The organism is Photobacterium sp. GSS17, from assembly GCF_028621875.1.
Taxonomy (GTDB): Bacteria; Pseudomonadota; Gammaproteobacteria; order Enterobacterales; family Vibrionaceae; genus Photobacterium; species Photobacterium ganghwense.
Window position 1 is genome coordinate 2652207 of record NZ_CP117517.1, and the last position, 25667, is coordinate 2677873.

Genomic DNA, 25667 nt, shown 5'->3' on the forward strand with positions numbered 1-25667 from the left:
GGCACTAGCGCTTGGCATTCGCATCACTGAGTTGCCGCCGATCGAAAGCTCTGTTGGTATAACTGCTCAATGTCGAGCGCCGATGCTTTACGCGGGTTTGTCGGGGTACAGTTGTCTTTCAGTGCTTGTGCCACCAATGCTGGCAACGCCGCTTCAAATGCCAGCCTCTCCACACCGGTTGCGGCAATGCTGGCCGGTATGTCCAGTTGTTCACGCAACACATCAATGGCTACCAGTAAGCTCATCACGCCTTCTCGGGTATCGGAGGCTGGTAGTCCAAGCAACTTGGCCAGACGCGCATACTTACAGGCCGCCGCATTATTACACTGGCCGTGGTAATCTGCGTTAAAGGCCACCACCTGACTCATCAGCAGGGCATTCGCACGACCATGGGGAACCCGAAATCCGCCACCCAAGGCATGAGCGAGGCTGTGAGTGATCCCCAGCGAAGCATTGGTAAATGCCATACCGGCAATACAAGAAGCGTTGTGCATTTTCTCCCTGGCCACCAAATCCTGGCCGTTACGATGACAATCCGGCAGGTGAGCAAAAACAAGTTGAACGGTTTTTTCTGCCAGCGCATCGCTGAAATCCGATGCCTGATTCGACACATAGGCTTCGAGGGCATGGCACAGCACATCCATTCCGGTATCGGCAGTGATTGCTGCCGGCACCGATGCCACCAGCTCGGGAGCCAGAATGGCGAGATCAGGCAACATAAAGTCATCGACCAGTGCCCATTTTTCGGTTCCTGACTTAATCACCGAAAAGGCGGTAACTTCCGAGCCGGTCCCACTGGTGGTCGGAATTGCAACAAACTTCGGCTTTTCAGCCAGTTCTCCGGCTTGGTGTAAGGTGTACAGCACCCCTTTTGCCGCATCGATCACTGAGCCACCACCGATCGCGATAAGCAGATCCGGTGCTGCCGCCTTATAAGCCTTCATGCCAGCAGAGATCACTGCAACGTCAGGGTCAGGCGTTACCTCGGCAAACAGGCTTATCATTTCAGGTGTGCCGGAGAGGTAGCGACGCACCTGCTCCACCAGCCCAAACTTCACCATTGCCTGATCTGTGATGATCAAAGTGCGCTGATGGCTTAACGCTGTCAGTCTTTCTAGTGCCCCGGCGCCGAAATGAAGAGTGGGCTTGATCTGAAAGGTATTCATCGTGGTTTCTTCCTAACATCCCTTGTGGATCTTCTCGACGATGGCGACGATCGACATCGCTTTGTATTGCTCTTTGTAAAGCGCAAAATAGTCTTCAACCAACACATGATCAGCCACCCCGGCACCCACACTGTCGACAGCGACATAAGTTCTGTCTTTGATCGGTTTGAGGTCATCTCCCAGGGCAGTCACCAGCAGAAGGTTGGATCCCCGTAGTTGGTCGCATTTCTGCGTTGCGACAACATGGCCTGTTACTGTTGCAAGAATCATCAGCAGCTACCTTCCGTTACTGTCGGCCAAGAGCTTGTCGGATAATCTGCTCAACTCTGGATTCATTCATCTCGTTGTGAGCAACAGGTGATACGCAAGCAAAACGATCATCACCTCCCATCGACGTATTGGCTGTATGGGCCACAGATGGTGCTGACAACTCCCCGGTAAAGCGCGCATCGTCAAAAATGCTCACTGGACGAGTGCAGGCAGCCTGCGTTGCCACAGACGTAGCATGGTGAGTCGGTATCAGGGTTGGGGTAGCAACAGCAACCGGTTGGCGCAGGTCGTCGACAGAACACACGCCGTAGCCGACTTTACGGACGTTCAGCAGGTTCATCGGGCCAACATTGTCTGAGCTTGAGCCGCCCCCCAGCGCACCACATCCCAGAGTCAGAGCCGGTGTCAGGTTGGTTGTCGCACCGATGCCGCCCAGCGCGGCCGGAGTATTAACCAGCATACGGAACACCGGTTTTTCCAGAGCAAACTGACGGACAATTTCCGGGTTCTGGGTATGAATCACCAAGGTGTGCCCTTTACCTTCATTGGTTAACAGCTCCACCACCCGATCACAGGCCGCATGCCAGTCTTCTTCAATATAAAGGCCAAGAACTGGGCACAATTTTTCTCGTGAGTAAGGATTTTGAGGCGATACCGTGGTTTGATGAGAAATCAAGACGGTGGTCTGGGCCGGAACGCTAAAGCCCGCTTTTTCAGCCACAGTCTGAGCACTTTGTCCCACAAATTCAGGGTTAATCATGCCGTTAGGGCGAAGCAGACGACCTGCCAGTAATGCAGACTCCTGCTCGTTCATGAAGTAAGCGCCTTGTTTAATCAGCGCCTGATGAACTTGTTCATAAATGCAGCGTTCAGCAATAATGGATTGCTCTGACGCACAAATCACACCATTGTCAAAGGTCTTACTGGTGATAACATCTTTCACCGCCTGCTCAATGTCAGCGCTGCGCTCAATAAATGCCGGACCGTTGCCCGGGCCGCCGCTGATCGTTGGTGTGCCGGAAGCATACGCTGCACGTACCATCCCTTCCCCACCGGTTGCCAGAATCAGAGACACATCTTTGCTCTTCATCAGAGTTTCGGTCGCTTGCATAGTCAGCAGGCTCACACCGTCAACAATGCCATCCGGCGCACCGGATTCCCGTGCTGCGCGTTTAACAATTTCAATGGCTTTGTGACTGCACTGTTTCGCATTCGGATGCGGAGAGAAAATAATGGCATTCCCCGCTTTGAGGGCGATAAGGGTTTTGTAGAAAATGGTCGAGGTCGGGTTAGTTGAAGGCACCAGTGCCGTAATGACCCCCAGTGGCACCCCCACTTCCATCACTTTGCGTACAGGGTCTTCAGCAATCACCCCGACGGTTTTCATCGCGCGAATGTGGTCGTGTACTTTCGTGGTCGCAAAAACATTTTTCAGCACTTTGTCCTGCCAACGCCCAAAACCGGTTTCTTCGTGGGCCAGCTTCGCCAGTTCTTCCGCGTGTTTCGCCGCTTCGGCAGCAATATGCGCAACCACCTGGTCTACCTGCTCTTGCGTAAATTTCACGAACAGTGCCTGCGCTTGCTTGGCATTTTTCACCAATTCACGCGCAGCCTGAATTGATTGCAAATCTTTATCTAGCATCATGGTAAATTTTCATCCTTTTCTGCTGCCGATAGCGCTTTGGAGTGGCCTTGCCCTGATTGGCAAGGCTCCTTCTGTGTTTCACATTGCGGCAGCTATGCCCTCAGGCCTTGTGCTTTGACGCAATTTTTTCAATATCATTGTGGGGACGAGCGATGATTCGGGACGATACAACCGTACCGATCTTTCTTGCCGCTTCGATGCCCGATTCCACTGCCGCATTGACAGCTCCCACATCACCACGCACCATCACAGTCACCAGGCCGGAGCCTACGTTTTCATAACCGATCAGCGTAATGTTGGCGGCTTTGCACATTGCATCGGCAGCTTCAATACTCGGAACCAACCCTTTGGTTTCGATCAAACCTAATGCCTCTTTCATAGGTTTTTCCTTTTTATTCAGTCACGGTGTACTGAGAAACAATCTTTTCGATGTCACTGTGGGGACGGGCAATCACCAGAGATGTCACGACCTCACCAACACGCTGAGCCGATTCCACCCCCGAGTCCACGGCAGCTTTCACTGCCCCCACATCGCCACGAACCATTGCGGTTACCAGGCCTGAACCCACATTTTCATAGCCAATCAGTTCAACATTGGCGGCTTTACACATGGCATCGGCCGCTTCAATACACGCAACCAGCCCCTTTGTTTCAATCAGTCCCAAGGCATCATTCATGGTTATCTCCTTGCTTCCTCAGGCTTTGTGTTTAATCACAATTTTGTCGATATCGTTATGAGGGCGGGCAATGACCAGCGACGTCACGACTTCACCCACTCGACGCGCTGACTCAACACCGGAATCCACCGCCGCTTTCACTGCGCCCACATCACCTTTCACCATGGCCGTCACCAGACCTGAGCCAACATTCTCATAACCGATCAGCTCGACATTGGCGGCTTTGCACATGGCATCGGCGGCTTCTACACACGCCACAAGACCTTTGGTTTCAATCAAACCCAATGCATCACCCATACTTCTTTCCTCCGTAGCTAGGGTTTCATCGTTCGTTATTGGAATTGGGCCGAAATACCCCCGCCTGAATGTGACAGGTAGATCTTTCATGGCATTTGATACATCGCATTCAGGCAGCGTATTCGGCCAACGCAAACGACTATATTCCCCCACAAAAAGAAATGGCATTTGATTCCACCAATCATGGAAATTTAGGTAATTACTCCATGATTTAGAAAAATTGACGCCCATATTTATCGTTTTGCTCTGCTAAATTGCATTCCACAGCTTTCAATAAAACTCTAAATTCACAACAAAAGTGCTTCGGTTCACACTTTTTCCCGAGCAAAAAACAGCCGTTTTTCACGCCTTATTTATTCTTTATATGGCGTAACATTTGCGTATTAATTGGCAGCAAAAAGCCCCTGTAATATTACAAAGCAGCAACATACATCCATGAAGAACAAGGTATTCAAAACCGTGAAAAGCCAATGTCCAATGTCCAATGTACTGAACAGCAAAAACAACCAGCCAAAAGGAACCAGCCTGATGTTAATCACTGAAATGACCATCTCGGTTTTTATAAGGTTTGTGCGGATAGATTCGGAAGCAATAATAGATTGGTTGAGCGTATTGATTGGAGGAGGATGGAATCGCCACCCAGTGTATTTACAACCTGACTGTACCTGACCAGTAAATAGAAAAAGCCTTTGATGGCAGGGGAAATAGGGGGGAAATCAAGATAAGTTCGAAGTGAATGGACATCCAATTAACTCAAAGTCCAGGAAGCCGCATGTGGAAAAATTCAAGGCGTATTAACAGAAAAAGCAAAGTTCAGCATAGGAAACAGCTAACAACACCTTAACGTTATTCCGGCATGTTGAAATACAGCTGCGCTAGCCATTCAAATTTTCTCTCTCAAACCAGCTCTCTCAAACCAAACAGACTTTAATGTTCCAGCACGCAAACAAATAACGGCGAGTTCAGTGAACTAAGTAATACCGTTTCATAGTTGAGCTGCTGGACTTTAATTTGCAGGGCGTCATGACTGTCTGACATTTCTCTCATGAAATAATCAAACAACACGTCAGGAGACTCATCAATTGAAGACTTAGTCGCATTCCAGCTTTGCACCTGATAAACACGCTCTAAATCAGATACACGCTGACTGAAGTAATTAAAGGTGACATAGCGCTGCAGATACAGCCAACCGGCTTTAGAATCAGAATAGCCTTCAACCACCATAGATCCTTCCCCATCACGGGCAAAGCGGAAATGAACATTCACATTCAAGGTTTCCGTCTGGGTATCCTCGAAGTGCATGATGGCACGAGCGCTACATCGCATTTCACCGCTGTTTTCGGGAATCACTTTGGATAAGAAAGGCAAGGTACAAAGAAGAAATAAAATTAGCGCATAAAAGAAAAAAATCCTTCCGCTTTTATTTGATGTCATGACTATTTCCATGAGTAATAAAAATAATTATCACAGTAGGCATAAGGATTGTTTTCATTTTTTGCACACTGAGCCAGAAATGTTCTGCCTAATCCCTTATTCTGAAACTTATCTCCGTAGTAAAACACAAACCGGCGTTCTTTATTGCACTCGATACCTAGTGCATTTGTGACGGCCGTAAAGCTATGGTTATAACTTTTCTGCATTTCGTCATTGATCATTTTTTCTGTTGAGAAGAGTTCACAAACACTATTTTGCACCTGATTAAGTTGCAAAATATTGATAGAACGTTCTGAAATGATCGCCGTCCAGAGCAATACCAGCGCCCCGGTGAACAGTACTGCGCTAGCCATCAGCCAGTTTTTTTCCTGCTCTTCTGTTTGAGGTGGTAAATCTTCACCAAATAGCGGTTGCTTTTTCGGACTAGGAGACAATAGCGGCGATACAGGTTGCTCAGTTGCCGTGCCGTCTTCCTCTTCTTGCTGAATTAAAGGATGCAGCTGACAATCATCAACAATTTCTATAACCAAATCCGGGTTAATTTCAATCCGACCCCGAGGAACAGAAACAACGATATTGTCGATGTCATAGAATCGAAACGCCTTTCGCAACATGCTTAGATATTGGTTAAGGTTACCATTGGATGATGTCAGTCCATTGTCATCCCACACTTTTTTCATCACTTCATCACGAGTGATAATGCCGGGGTGCTGAATTAAAAAGTAAAGTAAAGCATTTGCTGTTATTGAAAGCTGCGTATCAGAAACGCCTGAGTCGTTCAAACTCAGAGTTGCATCCGTCACATCATAAAAAAGGAAATCGTTAATTTTATACTTCATTGTAATCAGCTAATCCGTTACATTGCTTGCTTAGTTACCTTTCCCTTCGTCTGACGTTTCAATCCATCTGAATAATTATGATAAAAGTGATGAACTTACGTGACGGAAAATAGAACAGACTTGAATACTAGCCCTGCCCCTATAGCAAGGTTATGACTTAGATCAAAATAGAACAGTCGGTCAGTTTGGCAATTTGCCAATCTGTCAGAAAGGTCACAGAGTACACATTCCGTCGCCCAATTTTCAGCAAGAAATCAGCAGATAACTGTAGAGCATAAAAAAACGGCGCGTCCTTGTTCAGGACACGCCGTTCTATCAAATATCAGCTCAATATCGGGACAGATTAAATCCCGGCGCGCTTCAGCAGGCCAGCCATCAGAGGTGAACTGGCTTTAACTTGCTTGGCTTTGTTCTTAAATTCACGCGCCAGAGAGGCGTCCTGAATATCATTGGCAATGTAAATCATTGACTGATACATATCGCGCGCAGTTTTGATGCGCTCTTTATCATTCAGCGGGCTCAGCAGTTTCACCACATCACCACCGGTTCTGCCTTGCTCTTCAGCATAGCTTTGCACAGAAACCAGGAGTTTATCTAAGTCATTAACGAAGTCAGAGTTTTCGATACCTAACTTCTGAATCTCTTTCAGGTTACGCTTTCTCACCTGATTAATAATAAATGCTGGCTTGTTGATTTTCTTGTAGCCGAAGAAACCGGCCAGGATCAACAAGGCTACACCGCCCGCTACATAGCCCCAGATCGAACCGGAAGACTCTGCCACCGGCTGGATCACTTCAGCAGCTTTTGCCACAGACACTGGTACATCAGACATATTGGTAACCTTTTACTTCTATGGAACAGAATACTGAGACATTATGCACGCCTGCCTCAGAGAACTATGCGTTTTATCAAAAATTCATTTAAATAGAGTGACAGAGTTCAAGGTTTACGAAGAATCCACCCGATTTCGACCGAAATCTTCAGCGCATCTCGTTTTTTCACGGTAAATCTGTCTCCGGTTGTGCATCATTTTGCAACCGAGACTCTATCTGTAACACACCAAACGCGACGAGCCCACAGGTTACCACAACTGCAGAAAAATGCTGACTCCATCCTGCTAACATCAGACCACCCGCCAGTAGCAAGTAGTAAAACAGGCCGAATATCGCCCCGGCGCTCCCCTGACAGGCTCGGTATTTGACTAACGCTCCCGCCAGAACATTAGGGATTGCCATGCCATATGCGGCGACCACCAGCACAACCGGTGCCACAAAGCTGATGTGCCCATCAAGGACGTGTACTGTTACCCCGCCGACCACAAGAAACCCGACAGACAGATGCAAAATTCGCTTTTCCGGCCAGTGACGTGCCAGCAGCCATTTGTTGAGCCAAGCACCAGCGCCTACGCCCAGTGAAATCACAATACCAGCCAGCCCGAAGATTTCCGTTTCCATACCCAAACGAGCGAACATAAACGGCGCAAGCTGGTAAAAACTGAACAGACAGACATTGAACACCGCCACCAGCACTGCGTTCCCCCAGAGCCGGGTATCACTCAGCATAGTAAAAAACACGCTCTTGAAAGCAGCCTTGTGATAACCGTCAGGTCGAGTTTCCGGTAACCGCAGTACTGACCACGCCAACAGCATCGACGCCAGTACCGCCAGCCCGATAAAGACGCCGCGATACCCCCATTGGCTGGTCAGTAATGCCCCGCTCATCACCCCCAATGCCGGACTGACCGCGATTGCCATTCCCAGTATCGAAAATACCCGCGCCAGTTGCCGACCGGTATAACGGTCACGCATCATCGTCTGGGTCACAATAGAGCCAGTCGCCGCCCCTAACGCAGTCAGACATCGTGCAGCCAGCAACAGCGGAAAGCTCGTAAGGAATACGGCCCACACAGAGGCTACCGCATACAGGGTTAAACCAGCCAGCATCGCAGGGCGTCGCCCGATACGATCCGACAACCATCCCCATATCACCACCCCAAGCGCAAACGCCAGAAAATAGAGCGATAAAGTTTGCGCCGCTTCAGCCGCGGTGATCCCGAAACCAGCCGCAATGCCCGTCAGTGCCGGACTATAGATGGTTTCCACTATCTGCGGAAACATCATCAGTGCCATCACTAATGCCATCGACAAGGGTCGCCTAACCGATTCGGCAGAACAGAGGGAAGTCTTCTGTTCGGGTGCGTTTTGTTCAGGTGCATTAGTTTTAGCTGAATAGTTGTGCCAGATTTTCATCTCATCTCCTTGGGCCCGTCTTTCTACGAGCACAAGGTAGCATCAGGCAAAAAGGGAAATTACAATAATCAGGACGACTTATTTACAAAATCGGACAACATTCCAGGTATCACTCATATGGCATGGTTAAACAAAGACGACACCTTTGACCCGGATAGCTTTCACAACAAGGTGCTGGGCATTGCGGCAGAACTTGGCGTGCATGATTCCGGGGTGCATCATCATGCGATGGGCCAGCTGTTGTTTACCCACTGGGGATGTATTCGCATCACGCTCGCTGAGGCCATTTGTCTGCTGCCACCAACCCGCATCGCCTGGATTCCACCTGAGCTGCCACACCGCGCCGAGGTTACCGGGGCTGTCGGCTACCGCTCTGTCTATCTCGACACCGCAGCGATTCCCGATTTGCCGGAGACCGTTGAGGTGCTTGAGGCCTCCCCTTTACTTCAGGCCGTTCTGGAACGTATCGCGATGGCCGATTTTTCCACTCGGTGGGAGCAAGGTCCGCCAGCCAACCTGCTTGCTGTGTGTCTTGATGAGCTGCACCAGGCCCGCAGCGAGCCGACAGTGTTACCCCTGCCACGCGATCCTCGCCTCAGACACCTCGCGTCACAGGCCAGCCACACCTTACCCCCCAGCCTAAAACTGCTTGCCGATCACACCGGCGCATCGGAAAAAACCATCAGTCGGATCATGCGCCGAGAGACGGGTATGAGCTACCAGCAGTGGCGACAACAATGGCGGCTGATCAAAGCCATCGAGATGCTGGCAGAGCAGAACTCTCTGACCACCATTGCCGCGGCGCTGGACTTCAGCTCAGACAGTGCCTTTTCAACCTTTTTTAAGTCGATGACCGGCTTGCCACCCCGAGAGTACATGGCCGACTCTGGAAGCAGAACAGCCCAGAGATAACACCGCTGAACCTTCTCTGCCTAGCCTCAACGTACTGATAAGCAGGGACTTTGGGAGATCGGGAGCCAGACACGCAACACTGTATCTTGTTCTTTCTCTTTGTCAGGCTGCGCAGGGAACAGCTCAAAGCATCCCTGACTGTCCCGAATAATGGCACGGGCGATAGCCAGACCGGATGCCGGGAAGTCCGGATCCTCGTCGAACGCATGATGTGAAAACGGGCCTTGGAACTCCGCCGTGAGCATCTCCGGTAGCCCGAGGGCAGATTCTGCCGGATGAAACTCAGCGCTCAGCGAGATACACAGAGCTGTGTTATCGGCTACCGCGGCCAGTAAAGTGTCCATCACGTTCGCCACTGCCAGCTCCAGCAGCGCAGGATCCCCCTGAACAGCGGGCAACTCCGTATTGGCATTAATAACCAGTCTCTGGCAGCACCCCGGAAACTGCGCCATGACACGGTGCAGAAGAGGTACCATAGCAACGGATGACACATTCTTCTCCTGAACGTGGGTATTTCCCCTGACGGCTAACGCCAGCTGATGGGCCAGCCCGAGGGTTTGCAGATGCCGCTGCAGCCGCCATGATTCGGTTATCGCCTGATGCAGCAGCCCTACCTGCCGCCAGTTCAACCCGGAGCTATCCCGATGTATCTTCTCCAGCGCTCGATTTACGGCAGCCAAGGAAGTCTGAAGCTCGGAAGAGACTTGCGCCGACAGCAACGGATACCGATGACGATGGGATCGGGCTGGATTGGTCTGGCAAAAATGGCTGGCCAGCTGACTGATGATGAGGGCGACGAGCAGAAACACGCCCAGATTGACGACATCCTCCAGGTGAAACATCTGAAAAGAATATCGGGGAGCCGTAAAGAAGTAATTGAAACTCAGCGCGCTGCAGATCGCTCCCAGACATGCCCAGCGGCGGTTCACCCGCATAGCAACCAGCACAACTCCTAACTGCAGAATTAACAGGACAACCGCCGTCGATGCCGCCAGATAATCTGACAGACAACTGATCAGCAGCGCTACTGCAATCACAGAGAACGAAAAAATGCCGGGGCGAAACTCCACAATCAGCGACCTCAATATCAACTCAGGCTCTTATTAAGTGACGTTACTCTAGCAAAATCCCGTTCTCTGCCCGCGTAAAGAAAGCGTAAAAATGCAGGTAACAGCACAGAGCTTTCTCTATTGATTTCAGACTCAATCAAGTATTATCCGACACCATAAGTAAGTACTGGCTATTATTTCTGGCATGATCCAACTTCAGCATTTTTTTATTACCGGTGAACCTGATGCCTCCCTGCTGGTAATGGGACATCATGACACACCACTGGTTGTCCTCTCATTGCTGATCGCGATTGGTGCCTCCTACATGGCATTAACTCTGGCCGCAGCGGCAAAACGCAAAGCCTCTCCGGTCATGCAGCGTATTCACCTGACCACTGGCGCAGCGTCACTCGGGCTCGGGGTATGGGCAATGCACTTTATTGGTATGCAGGCGTTTACCTTGTGTACCACTGTTGCATATGACCCCGGTATCACTCTGCTTTCCCTCCTGCCCAGCCTCCTGGCGGCCTGGGTCACGCTAAACCTGCTGGCCAGACATACGGTGAAGCCGTCGCTGCTCATCGCTGGCGGGATCATGGTCGGTGTCGGCATCGGCGCCATGCATTACATTGGCATGGCTGCGATGATAATGGCACCGGAGCTGCGCTATGAACCCGTGTATTTCACCCTGTCAATTGTGGTGGCCATCGCACTAGCGACACTGGCACTGTGGATCAGCTTCGGATTAAGGCGGAAGCTGTCGCTACCGGGTTATCAGATACGGTTTATCGCCAGTATCGTGATGGGGCTGGCCATTGCCGGTATGCACTATACCGCCATGGCCGCCACCCGTTTTGTCGGCAACGCCGATCCTCAATTCAACCCCACCAGCCAGCAGCACTACACCCTGGGATTCACCGTCGCGATTGTCACTATTTCCCTTAGCCTGCTGATTGCCGCTGTCAATGCCATCATCCGTTACCGCCTGCTGCTGAGCCAAAGCCGGGAAACCACAGCAGAACTGAAAGCCATGATTGATACTGCCGTGGACGGCATCATCAAGATTTCCCCCAAAGGCACCATCCTGTCCTTTAACACCTCAGCAGAACGTATTTTTGGCTACCGTGAAGCCGAAGTATTGGGTCGAAATATCAAAATGCTGATGCCAGAACCGCACCGGGGCAACCACGACAGCTACCTGCGAAACTACCGGCAAACCGGTATAAAGCAGATTATCGGTGCCGGACGTGAAGTACAGGCCCAACACAAAAACGGTGAGCTGATCACCATTCGTCTGGCAGTGGGGGAATCTCGCCATAAAAACACCCTGAATTTTGTCGGCTTCATCTCTGATATTACCCAGCAGAAGGCAACCGAACGCGAGCTCCAATTGCGTGAATTGCAGTACCGGACCCTAATGGGAAATATTCCCGGCACCACTTTACGCTGTTTGTGGGACAGCAACTGGACCACCTTGTTTGTCAGTGATGCCATTGAACCACTCACCGGCAGGCAGGCCAGCGACTTTATGGAGGGACGGGTTCACCTGAAACAGCTGGTTCACCCGGAAGACATTGCGCCGGTACTGCGCACCGTCAATGAGGCCATTGCCGCACACCGCTCCTACACCATTGAGTACCGAATATCTCACCTGGATGGCAGCTGGCGCTGGGTTGAAGAACATGGCACCACAATCTTCGGGCAACATGGCCAGTTCAAATGGGCAGATGGTATTTTGCTGGATATTTCCGATCGCAAACAGATGGAAACCGAACTGCTGACTGCCAAAGATCAGGCAGAGCAAGCGGCACAGGCCAAAAGTGCCTTTTTGGCCAATATGAGCCATGAAATTCGCACACCAATGAATGCCATTCTGGGCTTTACCGATCTGTTGCTGTCGACGCCGGTCGATGACGAGCAAAAGAAAAACCTGACGATCGTCCGCAGCTCCGCACAGTCACTGCTGGAACTACTCAATGACATTCTCGACTCCGCCAAGCTGGAAAATGGCTCAACCGAGCTGGAACGGCAGCCTTTTTCACTGCGACAGTTATGTGAACAGGTCGTCGCCACCCTGTCACTGTCAGCCAGTCAAAAAGGGCTGGATCTGAGCCTGCACTATGACGCCAGCACCGGTGATCATTTTCTGGGGGATGCCCTGAAGATCAGGCAGATCATCATGAACCTGTTGAGTAACGCGATTAAATTTACCCCGCAGGGATTTGTCCGTTTATCTGTCCGGCTGCGAGCCCCTGCAGGCGTTCAGAATCCAAAGCAGGATCCCATCCTCAACATCGTGGTGGAAGACAGTGGTATCGGGATTGCGGCAGATCGGCTGGATAAAATCTTTGCACCGTTTTCGCAAGCCGATTCCAGCATGACCCGCCGGTTTGGCGGCACCGGCCTGGGCACTACCATCGCCCGGCAACTGGCCCTTCTGATGGGCGGTACCATCCATGTTTGCAGTACTCCCAATCAGGGCTCGACGTTTACCGTCAGTCTGCCGCTGCCCGCGATCGCAGGGAAAGCGGTACCTTCGCCGCAAAGCCATACCGCCTCCCTCCCGCCCCTGCGTATTCTTATCGCCGATGATGTTGAGCAGAACCGACAGTTGCTCACCCGCCATCTTGAGAAGCAAGGACATCACGTGCTTTGCGCTAAGTGCGGCCAGCAAGCCATTGAACTTTGCAGCCAACACCCGATCGATGTGATTCTGATGGATATCCAGATGCCGGGCCTGAACGGCCATGACGCCTGCCGGGTAATTCGTCTGCAGGAGCAGTTGTCGGGTCAGGCACGCACACCAATCATTGCCCTGACAGCCAGCCATACCCAACACGCCAAAGAGCGGGCCTGTGAGTCAGACATGGACGGCTTTTGTACCAAACCGGTTGATATTGAGGCGCTCTATACCGAAATTGCCAAAGTCACCGATATTGCCAGAGTCACGCCAAAGAACATCGGGGATGACCACGATCAGGGCATTAGCGATGAAGGCCGTAGCAACCAGGGCAGTGACTTAGCCGATGCAACGAGTCCGGGGAGTGAACAGACACACGTAGAAAGCGGACATCGCCCGTCCCTGCATATCCCGTTACCCGCATCTGCACCGATCATCGACGTTGCCCGCGGATCTCAACTTTGGGGAAGTACGGTCAATCACCGGCAGGCGATCCAGCACTTTCTCGCGCGCGAAAGCACGCATCTTGAAAAGCTGGCTCAACAGACACTTCCGCCCGACGAATTGGCTCATGCCCCTGATGAACAAGCTCCCCTGCCGACGATACATCGCCTGAAGGGCGTGGCAGCCAACCTGGGGCTAAACACATTGACCCAAAGCCTAACCGCACTGGAGGCCGCCTGGAAACAAGGTGAGCACAACGCATTGTCCACGCAACAGCAACAACTGACGGTGGCCTTGGCAGAGATCAACACGTCCCTGTCACGCTCTGCTGAGTTTCTTGATCACACTTCGAAGACAGCAGTCACCAAGCAAGGGCCTGACACTCTGGAGAAGCCGGATATCGACCTGCTGAACCGTTTCATTGCTCTGTTGCGTCAAGGAGAAATTCCCGATGCCTTATATGCGCAGATCCGGCCTAAACTTCCGTCAGAAGTGGCCGACAACGTGGCTGCTGCATTAAACGATTTTGAGCCCGAGTTAGCGGCAAAGGCACTCACCCCGTTCTGTGATGCCAATACCGACGACCGGACCAACCGGCCCCTGTCAAAAACACAACATCAAGCAAGCGCAACACACACTATTTTCGATACACAATGACAAGAATAATTAACTGAATCATGCGACTGGACGACAAGCCAACCCTGTTGGTGGTGGATGACGAGCCCGCCAACCTGCAGGTACTCAAAAATATCTTAGCCGGTACTTATCGGCTGCTGTTTGCCAAAGACGGGCAACGCGCATTAGCGCTGGCCGCCACTGAAGAGCCTGATCTCATTCTGCTGGATGTCATGATGCCCGATCAATCCGGTTACGACGTCTGCCGGGAGCTCAAACTCAAGGAATCCACTCGCCATATACCGGTCATTTTTGTGACGGCATTAACTGGCGAAAATGAAGAAGCCTTAGGGTTTGAGCTAGGGGCCGTGGACTACATTCCGAAGCCAGTGCGACCGGCAATTGTTCGGGCCCGAGTCAAAACCCATTTGTCGCTGGTCCGGGTGGATGAGCTGAAATCAACCCGCCTGTCTATCGTGCAGCGTCTGGGCCGGGCAGCCGAATACCGCGACAATGAAACGGGTTTACACGTGATCCGGATGAGCCGCTACGCCCAGATTCTGGCGCTGGCCGCCGGATTCAGCGAGCATCAGGCGGAAGAGATTTTACATGCCGCCCCAATGCACGACATCGGTAAGATCGGCATCCCCGATGCCATTTTGCAAAAACCCGGCAAACTGACACCGGATGAGTGGCAGGTCATGCAACGCCATACTGAAATCGGGGCTGAAATCATTGGTACCCCCGACTCCTCACTGATGCGCATCGCCAAGGATATTGCCCTGTATCACCATGAAAGATGGGACGGCAGCGGGTATCCCACTGGACTAACGGGAAATGCCATTCCCGTTGCGGCGCGGATCGTGGCTATCGCAGATGTGTTTGATGCCCTGACCAGCGAGCGTCCGTACAAATCCGCCTGGCCCGTCGAGCAGGCCACCCAGTTAATTCGCGAGGAATCCGGTAAGCACTTTGATCCGAATCTGGTCGAGGTCTTTTTTCAGTGTCTGCCGAAACTGCTGGAAGTCAAAGAGCAGTGGCGGGAACCGGAATTCGCCTGACAACTAAGATCCTGACATTCTGGCTCTGGTGCTGAGATGTCTTGCTTGCCTTGAAAACTTAGCTGTTGCTTACCTGTTGTCGCTCATCACTTTAGCGGCTCAGGTCAGTGACCGTTACAGCGCGGGAAAGACCTCCTCGGGAAAAAGAATAAAAGGGGCTTTCCTGAAAGCGCCATGCTTATGGCAATGGGTGCCAGCTGACTGGGGTTATTTCCTTCATCAGGTTTCATCCGTGTTGATGGAGCATGCCTTGCGGCCAGTTCTGGGCAAGTTTTTCCTTCTGTTTATCTTTCTTCGCTTTTTCCTTTGATTACCCGAAAAATCATTGCTGATTTTTCATTCAATTTTTTAAATTCACTGACTGTTAACCAGCAATAAACATTGTCTTTTTCATGCATATTTTACGCATGGTTTATCGCTGTTTTTTCAATCAAATACGCATTTATTTATATGGTTATTTGTAAATGTGAAAGCCAAGCAACGATTCACGTATCCACAATAAATAAAATCATTAATATGAGTTGCATATCAAAAATGGATAAGCAGTTAGTTTACCGCCAAGTCCAAAAATAAAAAATACATTAACTCATATATATACTGACTCAGTGAGGCACACATGGTTTGTGAACATAAACGTTTTTATCGAGTAAAGCGGACTTTCTGGCAACGCTTGGTGTATAAAGAAGTTCATCGCTGTTACCACTGTGGCGATACAATTAAAATTTAATTCACTTATCTGTGATAAAAAGGGGACGTAAACTGTCCCCTTTTTATTCATTATCAGTTTTATTTAATCGTCAGATTTTGAGAACAAGCAAACTCCAACATATCCCGCAAATTAGTCATGGCGGATATATCCTGATCCATTTCTTTTTTGATCTCTTCTAACTCATTCGCACTGACTTTACCGTCCACCAGCGCATCGCGGATCTCCTGCTGTACATCTCCCCGTTCCTTATCCCAGTCCATCCAGGCATGCAGGACGTTACGATAGGTAATGTCATAGCTTTCCTCCGAGTTATGTCGCTTACACTTCATGCCAAAGACCCGGAGCATCTCTTCCAGAATGTAAACATGCTTTTCGTCTTCCTGGAGCACTTCCAGCATCAGCATTAGCTCTTGTACTGTCAACTGATGGGCTTCCTGACTAGGATTCAGCTTGTTTGAAAAGGTACGCGCACTCAGTTTTTTACCACTGCGATCTTTTATCTGATGAAAGATATTTTCGATACCTACTGACTTTGCCTGGTGATGAATTGCTCGGTAAAAGCTGGATTCACGGTATTCTTTATTCATTTATAATTTTTATCAATATTAATTAACGTAAATATGATGAGTTTATATGTTTAAATATTAATGTTGATATAATCCTATTTTCACCCCCAGATATAACCTTTTCCATTTCAATATTTATTTTTATACAATTTACTATGAGTTATTTTTAATAATCAGATATCGCGTTATGCGATAAAAAGGTAAACACAGTGAATATCCCATTCATCAATGTACCAGCCATTAATGATAATACAAACAACAAGGATTGAGTAGTTTTCTTCTGTGGCAAGAGTCAATCTGATTCACATTCAGCTACGCAGATCTTTTTCCGTCAGGTCGCGGGAGGAGCAACCTTATCCATTGTTATTCATTCTCTTTACTTGCCCCCTGCTTTTATTCCCCACCCCGCTATCAGTCGCAACCTGTATTAATCACGAGTTGGTCACCTCACAACCTCCCATTGATCATACTGAGGTACTGCCTTTCCTCTCAGCTGCCATCTCATTAACGCTCAAGTGTTAATAATTGGTAATCACCATGTTTCATTCCACACTTTTGATTCACCACCGAGTGAGAATCCAATCATGTTATGCACCAAAACACACATGATATATTGACCATCTGAATTATTTTGTAAAAAAATGTGTCGCCGGTATTGGCAAGACTCCGTTCCTTCTTTGCTCGAAAATTTGTACGAGCGATTTGTGCAATGACGTAGGCCTCATGCTTGCCCTGCGCCCTGACCGATGAAGAAACGAAACCAATGACCAGCGTTGTCCTGACTGAATACATTCACACAGGACAACCAATACATCATCGCCCGCCGTCTGCATCGTACAGATACCGTAAACCACTGCCTGTGCAGTATGTACCAGCGAGCCGTTCAATCCGGTATTGAACACTGTTTTGTTTAAGGCCGGAGGATTTTTTGTAAGGAACTCATTTATGAAGCTAAAAGGTATCTTGCTCTGCGTAGCCACTCTCTCAATGGCGGGTTGTGGAGGCGGCGGCGGTACAGACACCGACCACAAAGCCTCCTCGTCGGTAACCCGCCTTTCCAATCCGTATTTACCTGCCGAGCAGGGCGCAGTCTGGCGTTATACGGTCGAAGATTCGGATGAAAATCTTTCGCTTTCAAGCGGTGCCGTCAAGCAAGCCAACGGTAAAGAAACTGTCGATCTGACTTGGGATCACAGCGGATACCGGCAAACCTTACGCTATCAGGGAAATACGCTGTCCATCGAACACCTACATTTCGACAAAGTCACCGTGAACAACACCGACTATAAGGTAGATATGGATTTGTCTACTGCCCCAGCCCTGCTGTTGCCGGAATTTAGTGTCATAACGCCCGAGGGAGGCATTAACTCCCGTCAGCAAATGCAGGTCACCATATCCCCGGACGCCGGCAGTACCTATGGCGAATACTCCTTGTCCTGGTCATACAAAGGAATTGAGACCATCGAGACCCCGGCTGGCCGTTATGAAGCCTTACATGTTCAGTACAGCCTTAGCCTGGATGTGTTTGTCGCCTTGCCTGACGAGGCCTATCAGGGCGACAACCCACAAGGAGATGGCAGCTTCAGAACGCAGGTACCTGTCCTTCAGGATCTCTGGTTCTCACCCGGTATCGGCATTGTGAAAATCTCTGACAGCAGCGCCAGCATCTACTCCCCGGTCGTCGCTGAACTGACCGATTATAATCGCTACAGGGACAATGTCGGCAATCTGACCAACATGCCTGACAGCACTGCGATTCCGGCTGACAGTCCATGGAAAAATATCCGCCAAGCCTACAAACTGGATCAGCTTTACGGCAATTGGGAAAGCGCTTATCACTGCAACCCGGCAGAAACACAATCGCCGTCTTTTCAGTTGTCGCTGACAGAAACAAACTACACCCTGACGACCCGCCTGACGGACAACGAGAACTGCTCAGGGGATTACTGGAATGACTATGTTGAATCCGGCACGTACATACTTCGCGGATTTGATCCCCAAGATGCTGGTTTCCTCTTGCTTGACCTTATTCCTAGCTCGTCAACACGCCAGGAATACCGCTTTGGTCACCTGTTATACGAAACACCGGACTGGGGACAAACCCGTTTTATTTCCCTTGCGCCAATGGCGGATAAGACAGCCAGACTAGGAATTGATGAGATTCCGAATTTACCCAATTTGGCCACGCGTCTGTATGCCGAGTTAACAGCCGTTGAAAAAGAGCCCAAAGATACCGAAACCCTCAACAGCACTGCGCTGGTTTACTTCCAGATTGAAGATGAGAACTACCAGATGTTACCGGAGGAGGCGCATGCCGGCTGGGGAATGCAAGTCTGGAATGACGCAACCTGTGATGCAATCATGGACACCCAGCTCAGTACAATCAGCTGGGAGCAGCCTTTGCAACCCGCAGGCTTCGACCCATTATTAGGCCTGTACTTTGAACTGCAGATTAAAGAAAACAACACCGGGTGCGCGAATGTCATCTTCCACAAAGGCGAGGAGAAGTCGGTTGAGCAAAACCAAACCATTGACCTTAATGCAAGATACTTCTATCAAGCCAGGTATGGGGCTCAGGGGATTACCAGCAACTGATATTTTCAGGTACGCGCTGGGATAACCCGAGCCTAACCCGCTAGACAGCTTGCCTCAGCCATCGCGTTGTTTGTTTGCCTATCTTGTTACTTATCGAGTCTGATACCTAACACAGATGTGAACAAAACCGTGTCATATGGCTGAGGCAATCTACCCCCATAAATAGCCAGTTACCAAAGCTCGCCGACCACTAACTCTCAATACACAGCCGGTAACCAACGCCCGACTCCGTCCTGACATACGTCGGCTCTGTCGGGTCATCCGCCAGTTTTTGCCTGAGGTGACTGATCACGATACGCAGGTAATGGGTATCGGCGGTATGGCTGGGGCCCCAGATTTCTTTTAACAACTGAGTCTGGGTGATCACGCAATTGGGCGATGACGCTAACATCGCCAGTACCGCGTATTCTTTAGGCGTCAGATCGACACTGGCGCAGTTAACAGAAACCTGTCGCTTCATCAGGTCGATTTTCAGCTTACCGTCATCCAGTACCGGCATCTGCTCCGGCTTGATATGGTCCCGCAAACACACCCGTACCCTTGCCAGCAGTTCCATAACGCTGAACGGCTTGGTGACATAATCCTGCGCGCCGGTATCAAGCGCCTGAACCTTTTCTCTGTCCTGATTACGCACCGACAGCACAATAACCGGCACCGAACTCCAGCTGCGCAGTTCCTGCAGCACCTGATGACCGTCCATATCCGGCAGCCCCAAGTCCAGCACCACCAGATCCGGCTGCTGACGCACCACCGCCGCTAGCCCTTGTTCGCCGTTTTCAGCTTCGGTAACGTCATACCCTTCACTGGCCAGCGCAATACGCAGCATACGCCGGATCTGGGTTTCATCATCAATGACAACTATCTTAATACTCAAGAGCTTACCTTCCCTAATGCCCGTTCCGGATAGTCTAACGGCAGTTCTACTTCAATTCGAGTACCCTGACCCTGGCTGCCATCTGTCGCCCTCACCTTGCCACCGTGGGCACTGATCATGCCCCGACAAATAGCCAGCCCCATTCCGGTGTTCTGTTTTTTCTGATCGCCGTCGGCCACGACATAAAACATATTGAAAATCTGCTCCTGCGAGGCTTTGGGGATCCCCGGCCCTTTGTCTTCAATAGCGATTCGGCAGCGCTCGGGGGTTGTTTCCATCACAATGGTGATCGGCTCGCTTTGTGGTGAAAAGCGCACCGCATTTTCCAGAATATTGAACAGCGCCTGCTCCACCAGCGCAGCATGCACATACAACAGCGGCGGCTCGTGCCTGCGGACATAATCGATTTTCACGGCCGGAAAATACCGTTTCAAGCGGCTCAGCACGCTGCCGATAATGTCATCCACCGATACCCAGTCCCGCTCTATTTTCAGCGAGCCGTGCCCCAGCTTGGTCATGTCCAGCAGGTTCTGGATATAACTGTCCAGCCGGCGGCTTTCCTGCAAAATGGTATCGAGCAGTTCATAGCGGTCCTGATTGTTCAGCTGTTTATCCAGAATGCGCAGGCTTTCAGCCGCCCCCATCATGGCTGACAGCGGCGATTTCAAATCGTGGGATACCGAGGACAGCAATGCGGAGCGGATCTGCTCCACTTCGGTTTTTACCCGGGCACTTTCCAGATCCGTAACCAGCTGGATTCGCCGCCAGGTACCGGCGGCCTGTTGCAACATCGCCTGCAGCAACTCACGTTCAAAGTTGCCAAACTGGGGTTGCGCCGGGTCCCAGTACAGAATCACCGCGGCAATAACGGTATTTTCCTGCACGACAGGGACGACAGGGACGACCGTCACCTTAGAGGCACTGAGGGTATCGGTAAACCGACCGGCCATATGGCCGTGCTGCATCGTCCAGTCAACCACGGATTCGTCGAGCTGTTGCAGGGTAAACCGCGGCGGCGGGATGAGACGTTTCTGACGATCATCACCGGTTAACGCAATGGTGCATTTAACCTCCAGCGCCCGGCCGATATGACGGCTGATTGACTTCCACAGCGCTTTTTCATCATCCGCAACCGAAAGTGCCTGCGCCAGCTCCTTAAGGGTTTCGGCATAGCGGTTCGACTCTTTGAGCAGGATAAACTGATGCCGGATGCGCGAGGCCGCCGGCCCGCTGATAAGACCGATACAAATCAGAAAAATCAGGGTCGCGACATCGTCCTGATTGGTCACCTTGAGGGTATAAATCGGCGCGGTTAGAAAGAAGTTGAAGCTCAGGAAGGACCAGACCGCGGTGGCCATGGCCGGGCGGGCACCAAATTTCAGGCCAATGCCGAGTATCGCCAGCACATAGAGCAGTACCAGATTGCCCCGGCTCAGGACATCCAGCAGCAACACGGCCAGTACCGTTGCCACTGCCGTGTACGCCAGGCCAAACAGGTGGCCTTTTTTATCGCCCAGCGGCGAGTCAGGCAGGTCATGCTCTTGAGGCTCGGCCAGCTGTCCCGGCGCCCGATAGACCGACACCTCAACCGGCAGGCCGGATTCAATCAACCGCTGATACAGGCGCTTCTTCCACCAGAACAGGCGATGCCGGGTACCGGCCCCCACCAGAACGGTGTTGATCCGTTGCTCGCTGAGAAACGGCAGGATGCTTTTATAGGTGCTGGAGCCACGCAGCACCTCAACAGTGGCGCCCAGCTCTTCGGCCACAGCCATAGCCTCATTCAACCAGGTCCGCTTTTTCTGATCACGGGTTTTACCGGTATCGACCCATACCACTGTCCAGGGGATCTGCCGCCGCTCGGCCATCTGCCTGCCGATCCGGATCAGATAACGGTGATCGCTGTTAGCACTGATCAGCACCAGCAGTTTGTCTTTGAGAATGTACTCAGTTTTCTCGGCCCGGGCTTCCAGCTCACTGATCAGGCTCGCATCCACCTGCTCGATCACCCGCTTCATCGCCAGCTCCCGCAGGGCGGTCAGGTTCGAGACGGAAAAGAACGTGTCCATCGCCAACCGGGCATATTCCGGCAGATAGACCTTCCCCTGCTGCAACCGCTCAACCAGATTGAGCGGCGGCAAATCAATAAAGCGGATATCGTACGCGTCATCCACAAAACTGTCCGGCACCGTCTCTCTGACCCGGATACCGGTGATTTGCTTGACTACATCATTGAGGCTGGCCAGATGCTGAATATTCACTGTAGTGTAAACATCGATACCCGCCGCCAGCAATTCAGCCACGTCTTGATAGCGCCGCTTGTGGCGACTGCCGGGCACATTGGTATGCGCCAGCTCGTCCACCAGGATCAGAGCCGGTTTGCGGGCAAGGGCACCGTCCAGATCAAACTCCGTTAACACAGTGCTGTGGTAATTGACCTGTTTGCGCGGCAGCACTTCCAGCTCCGCCAGCATCGCCTCGGTTTCCGCCCGGCCATGGGTTTCCACCAGCCCCACCATTAAATCGGTGCCTTGCTGCAAACGCTCCTTGGCGGCACTGAGCATGGCATAAGTTTTCCCTACCCCAGGCGCAGCCCCGAGAAACACGGTTAACTTGCCTTTTCCCTCATGTATGACCTTACTGAGTAACGCATCGGCCTGCTGAGAGCGGACATTTTCATCCACGGTTCGGCTCTCCTCTGATTTTCCTGCCCGTCAACATACCTTATCAACGGGCAACTTACATATGAAATTAGCTGCAAAAATATAAACACCGACGGACCGCAAAAAGACGAAAGCAGGTCAGCAATGTTGCTGACCTGCCTGTGTGGCTTTTCGCTATTGACTGAGCGTGACGCTTACTCCTCGTGATGCATCCGCCGATAATTTCCCCTTCACTGACTATTGCGAAGATGCGCTCATGGCATCCAGTGCCAGATTCAGCTTGAGCACATTGACCCGGGGTTGACCCAGCATCCCCCACTGCGGCGCTTCGATGTGCGCGCTGATTACCGCCTTGACCTTTGCTTCATCCCATTGCCTTTCTCTGGCAATGCGTGGCACCTGCAAGTATGCCGCTTGCGGTGAAATGTGCGGATCCAGCCCGGCACCGGATGCTGCCAGCATATCGACCGGTATATCCGCCGCCTGTACGCCTTCGCGGCGTTGAATCACCGTGCTGTCAGCCGCCACCCGCTCACGCAGTTCCGGGTTATCTGACGCTAAGTTGCTGCCGCCGGTCGCCATCGGATCATAACCAGCGGCACTGGGGCGGCCATGGAAATAGTGGTCGCTGACAAAGGCCTGACCCACCAGCTCTGAACCCAATGTCTTCCCATTGACCTGAATTAAGCTGCCGGTCGCCTGATGCGGAAACAACCACTGCCCCAGCATCGTCACGCCACCGGTATACAAGCCACCGCAAAGCAGCAGCATGATCACACTGGCCTTGGTCGCTACCACCACCTGATGCTGCCAGGAATCAGATGCCAGCTGGCCACGCTCGCCTTGCAGATCCAGATCGTTAATAGATTGAGGGTAATTCCAGTTCATTTTTCTGCTCCTATACCAGCGTGCCAATCACGACATCGAACATTTTGATCGCCAGGAATGGCAACACCACCCCGCCCAGCCCATATACCAGCATGTTGTTTCGCAGCAGTTTTTCCGCACTGATCGGTTTCACCCGCACGCCACGCAACGCCAATGGGATCAACACCGGAATAATGACGGCATTGAATACCAGCGCTGCCAGTACCGCGGAAGCCGGACTGCTCAGGTTCATAAAATCGAGCGCCGCCATGGCCGGAATGGTGCTGACAAACACCGCCGGAAGAATGGCAAAGTATTTCGCCACATCATTGGCCAGCGAGAAGGTCGTCAGTGCGCCACGGGTGATCAACAACTGCTTACCCACTTCAACAACCGCCAGCAGTTTGGCCGGGTCAGAATCCAGATCCACCATGTTGCCGGCCTCTTTCGCAGCCTGCGTGCCGGAGTTCATCGCCAGACCAATATCGGCCTGAGCCAGAGCCGGAGCATCGTTGGTGCCGTCACCGACCATGGCTACCAAGCGGCCTTTGGCCTGCTCACGGCGGATCAATGCCAGCTTGTCTTCCGGTTTGGCTTCGGCAATAAAATCATCAACCCCGGCTTCCGCCGCTATCACCCCGGCTGTCACCGGGTTATCGCCGGTGACCATCACGGTTCTGACGCCCAGCGCCCGCAGGCGGGCAAAGCGCTCGGCGACACCCGGTTTAATAACATCCATCAGGGCAATCACCCCCAGCACCTGAGTCTCGCTGGCGACGACCAGTGGCGTGCCTCCTTTCTGGGCAACAGACATTACCTGCTGATCAATATCCTCCGGCCAGCGAAGGTGCCTTTCTGTCGCCCAGTGACGCATCGCATCACTGGCCCCTTTCATGCGCAAGCTGCCATCGGGTAACTGAATACCCGATACCCGGGTTTTCGGTGAAAATGGCAGGAATTCCGCACCCTGCGGTTCTTCTTCGATCACGGTGCCTTTATCTTCCGCCAGTTGCAGGACCGATTTACCTTCCGGGGTTGGATCATCCAGTGAAGAAAGCACCGCCGCGTGCATCAGATCCGCCTCACTGACTCCCCGCACCGCCAGAAACGCCGTGGCCTGACGGTCACCGAACGTGATGGTGCCGGTTTTATCAAGCAGCAGGGTGTCAATATCCCCGGCCACTTCAACGGCTTTACCGGATTTTGCTACCACGTTGGCTTGCAGGGCCCGGTTCATCCCGGCGATCCCGATCGCGGGCAGCAATCCGCCAATCGTGGTCGGGATCAGACACACCAGCAGCGCAATCAGCATGGCGTAGTCCAATTCGCCCCCGATGAAATCAGCCATCGGCGGCAGGGTGATCACGATCAGCACAAAGACCGCCGTCATGGCTGACAGCAAAACGGTCAGTGCCAGCTCGTTCGGCGTTTTCTTACGCTGTGCTCCTTCCACCAGCCCGATCATGCGATCCAGAAAACTGTTGCCCGGGTCATTGGCGACCTGCAGCAGGATACAGCCGGTCAGCACCTTGGTGCCGCCAATCACACTGGAGTGATCAGTCCCGGCTTCCCGCAGCACCGCCGCTGACTCACCGGTAACCGCTGACTCATTGACCGTGGCAACCCCTTTAACGATGTCGCCGTCTGCCGGGATATACTCGCCCTGATTCACGCAGACGATATCCCCCTTGCGCAGTGCCGACGCCTCGACCCACTCCTGATTTTCACCGTGCATCCGGCAGGCACGCAGCGCCTTCTTAGCCGAACGCAGGCTGGCTGCCTGACCGCGGCTTTTGGCTTCCGCGACCGATTCGGCAAAGTTGGCAAACCAGACGGTGAAAAACAAAATCAGCGTAATGGCCAGTTCAACCCCAAAACTGTTGCCGGACAGCATTCGCTGCACCGTCATCACGGCGCTCAGTGCCGTACCGAGCCACACCACAAACATGACCGGGTTCGCGGCCATTCTTCTGGCCGACAGTTTTTTCAGCGCGTCCAGACTTGCCAGCTGTATATCAGCCATTGACATCACCTGTCCTTGTTCTTGTTTCATGA

Annotated in this window: 20 protein-coding genes; 4 read left to right on the forward strand and 16 right to left on the reverse strand. The window is 51.8% G+C overall.

The features are described 5' to 3' along the window. Positions 1–23: 23 nt before the first annotated feature. The 10 genes from PGW97_RS11840 to PGW97_RS11885 form a co-directional block, all read right to left on the reverse strand. On the reverse strand, positions 24–1166 hold the full coding sequence (locus tag PGW97_RS11840) for a 1-propanol dehydrogenase PduQ (RefSeq protein ID WP_273857386.1): 1143 nt from the start codon (positions 1164–1166) through the stop codon (positions 24–26). A 12-nt stretch (positions 1167–1178) separates the two neighbouring features. Next, a complete protein-coding gene (locus tag PGW97_RS11845; protein ID WP_273857387.1) occupies positions 1179–1436 on the reverse strand; it encodes a EutN/CcmL family microcompartment protein in 258 nt (85 codons plus the stop codon). Positions 1437–1452: 16 nt separating this feature from the next. Next, positions 1453–3081, reverse strand: a complete 1629-nt coding sequence (locus PGW97_RS11850) for an acetaldehyde dehydrogenase (acetylating) (RefSeq protein WP_273857388.1) — start codon at positions 3079–3081, stop codon at positions 1453–1455. Positions 3082–3181: 100 nt separating this feature from the next. Continuing rightward, a complete protein-coding gene (locus PGW97_RS11855) occupies positions 3182–3460 on the reverse strand; it encodes a BMC domain-containing protein (RefSeq protein WP_047887822.1) in 279 nt (92 codons plus the stop codon). A 13-nt stretch (positions 3461–3473) separates the two neighbouring features. Continuing rightward, positions 3474–3758: a BMC domain-containing protein gene (locus tag PGW97_RS11860; RefSeq protein WP_047887823.1), complete on the reverse strand. Its 285-nt coding sequence runs from the start codon at positions 3756–3758 to the stop codon at positions 3474–3476. Positions 3759–3776: 18 nt separating this feature from the next. Beyond that, complete coding sequence (locus tag PGW97_RS11865; protein ID WP_047887824.1) at positions 3777–4055, reverse strand: BMC domain-containing protein; 279 nt, start codon at positions 4053–4055, stop codon at positions 3777–3779. A gap of 927 nt (positions 4056–4982) precedes the next feature. Next, positions 4983–5489: a FidL-like protein gene (locus tag PGW97_RS11870; RefSeq protein WP_047887825.1), complete on the reverse strand. Its 507-nt coding sequence runs from the start codon at positions 5487–5489 to the stop codon at positions 4983–4985. Positions 5490–5491: 2 nt separating this feature from the next. Then, positions 5492–6328, reverse strand: a complete 837-nt coding sequence (locus tag PGW97_RS11875) for a transcriptional regulator (RefSeq protein ID WP_273857389.1) — start codon at positions 6326–6328, stop codon at positions 5492–5494. Between the two features lie 343 nt (positions 6329–6671). Beyond that, positions 6672–7160: a hypothetical protein gene (locus tag PGW97_RS11880; RefSeq protein WP_047887827.1), complete on the reverse strand. Its 489-nt coding sequence runs from the start codon at positions 7158–7160 to the stop codon at positions 6672–6674. Between the two features lie 166 nt (positions 7161–7326). Further along, positions 7327–8469: a multidrug effflux MFS transporter gene (locus PGW97_RS11885; protein WP_273857390.1), complete on the reverse strand. Its 1143-nt coding sequence runs from the start codon at positions 8467–8469 to the stop codon at positions 7327–7329. Positions 8470–8694: 225 nt separating this feature from the next. Between PGW97_RS11885 and PGW97_RS11890 the strand changes: the two genes are divergently transcribed. Continuing rightward, positions 8695–9489, forward strand: a complete 795-nt coding sequence (locus PGW97_RS11890; protein WP_273857391.1) for an AraC family transcriptional regulator — start codon at positions 8695–8697, stop codon at positions 9487–9489. A 26-nt stretch (positions 9490–9515) separates the two neighbouring features. Here PGW97_RS11890 and PGW97_RS11895 read toward each other — a convergent pair whose 3' ends face one another. Then, on the reverse strand, positions 9516–10559 hold the full coding sequence (locus tag PGW97_RS11895) for a DUF4118 domain-containing protein (RefSeq protein ID WP_273857392.1): 1044 nt from the start codon (positions 10557–10559) through the stop codon (positions 9516–9518). 184 nt (positions 10560–10743) lie between these two features. Between PGW97_RS11895 and PGW97_RS11900 the strand changes: the two genes are divergently transcribed. Together PGW97_RS11900 and PGW97_RS11905 are read left to right on the forward strand one after the other, a co-directional pair. After that, the gene (locus PGW97_RS11900) at positions 10744–14319 is read left to right on the forward strand and encodes an MHYT domain-containing protein (RefSeq protein ID WP_273857393.1); all 3576 of its coding nucleotides are present in this window, start codon (positions 10744–10746) and stop codon (positions 14317–14319) included. 20 nt (positions 14320–14339) lie between these two features. Then, the gene (locus PGW97_RS11905; RefSeq protein ID WP_047887830.1) at positions 14340–15338 is read left to right on the forward strand and encodes an HD domain-containing phosphohydrolase; all 999 of its coding nucleotides are present in this window, start codon (positions 14340–14342) and stop codon (positions 15336–15338) included. A gap of 786 nt (positions 15339–16124) precedes the next feature. Here the strand turns inward: PGW97_RS11905 and PGW97_RS11910 are convergent. Beyond that, positions 16125–16634: a phage regulatory CII family protein gene (locus PGW97_RS11910; protein ID WP_047887831.1), complete on the reverse strand. Its 510-nt coding sequence runs from the start codon at positions 16632–16634 to the stop codon at positions 16125–16127. Positions 16635–17558: 924 nt separating this feature from the next. Between PGW97_RS11910 and PGW97_RS11915 the strand changes: the two genes are divergently transcribed. Further along, positions 17559–19208, forward strand: coding sequence for a pullulanase-associated domain-containing protein (locus tag PGW97_RS11915; RefSeq protein ID WP_273857394.1), 1650 nt, complete (start codon positions 17559–17561; stop codon positions 19206–19208). A gap of 190 nt (positions 19209–19398) precedes the next feature. Here PGW97_RS11915 and PGW97_RS11920 read toward each other — a convergent pair whose 3' ends face one another. The 4 genes from PGW97_RS11920 to kdpB form a co-directional block, all read right to left on the reverse strand. Beyond that, complete coding sequence (locus PGW97_RS11920; RefSeq protein WP_084712710.1) at positions 19399–20082, reverse strand: response regulator; 684 nt, start codon at positions 20080–20082, stop codon at positions 19399–19401. Beyond that, complete coding sequence (locus PGW97_RS11925; protein WP_273857395.1) at positions 20079–22766, reverse strand: sensor histidine kinase; 2688 nt, start codon at positions 22764–22766, stop codon at positions 20079–20081. Before PGW97_RS11925 ends, PGW97_RS11920 begins: the two co-directional genes overlap by 4 nt. A gap of 216 nt (positions 22767–22982) precedes the next feature. Continuing rightward, on the reverse strand, positions 22983–23633 hold the full coding sequence (kdpC, locus tag PGW97_RS11930) for a potassium-transporting ATPase subunit KdpC (protein WP_084712711.1): 651 nt from the start codon (positions 23631–23633) through the stop codon (positions 22983–22985). A gap of 10 nt (positions 23634–23643) precedes the next feature. Further along, the gene (gene kdpB, locus PGW97_RS11935; protein WP_273857396.1) at positions 23644–25665 is read right to left on the reverse strand and encodes a potassium-transporting ATPase subunit KdpB; all 2022 of its coding nucleotides are present in this window, start codon (positions 25663–25665) and stop codon (positions 23644–23646) included. Positions 25666–25667 lie beyond the last annotated feature (2 nt).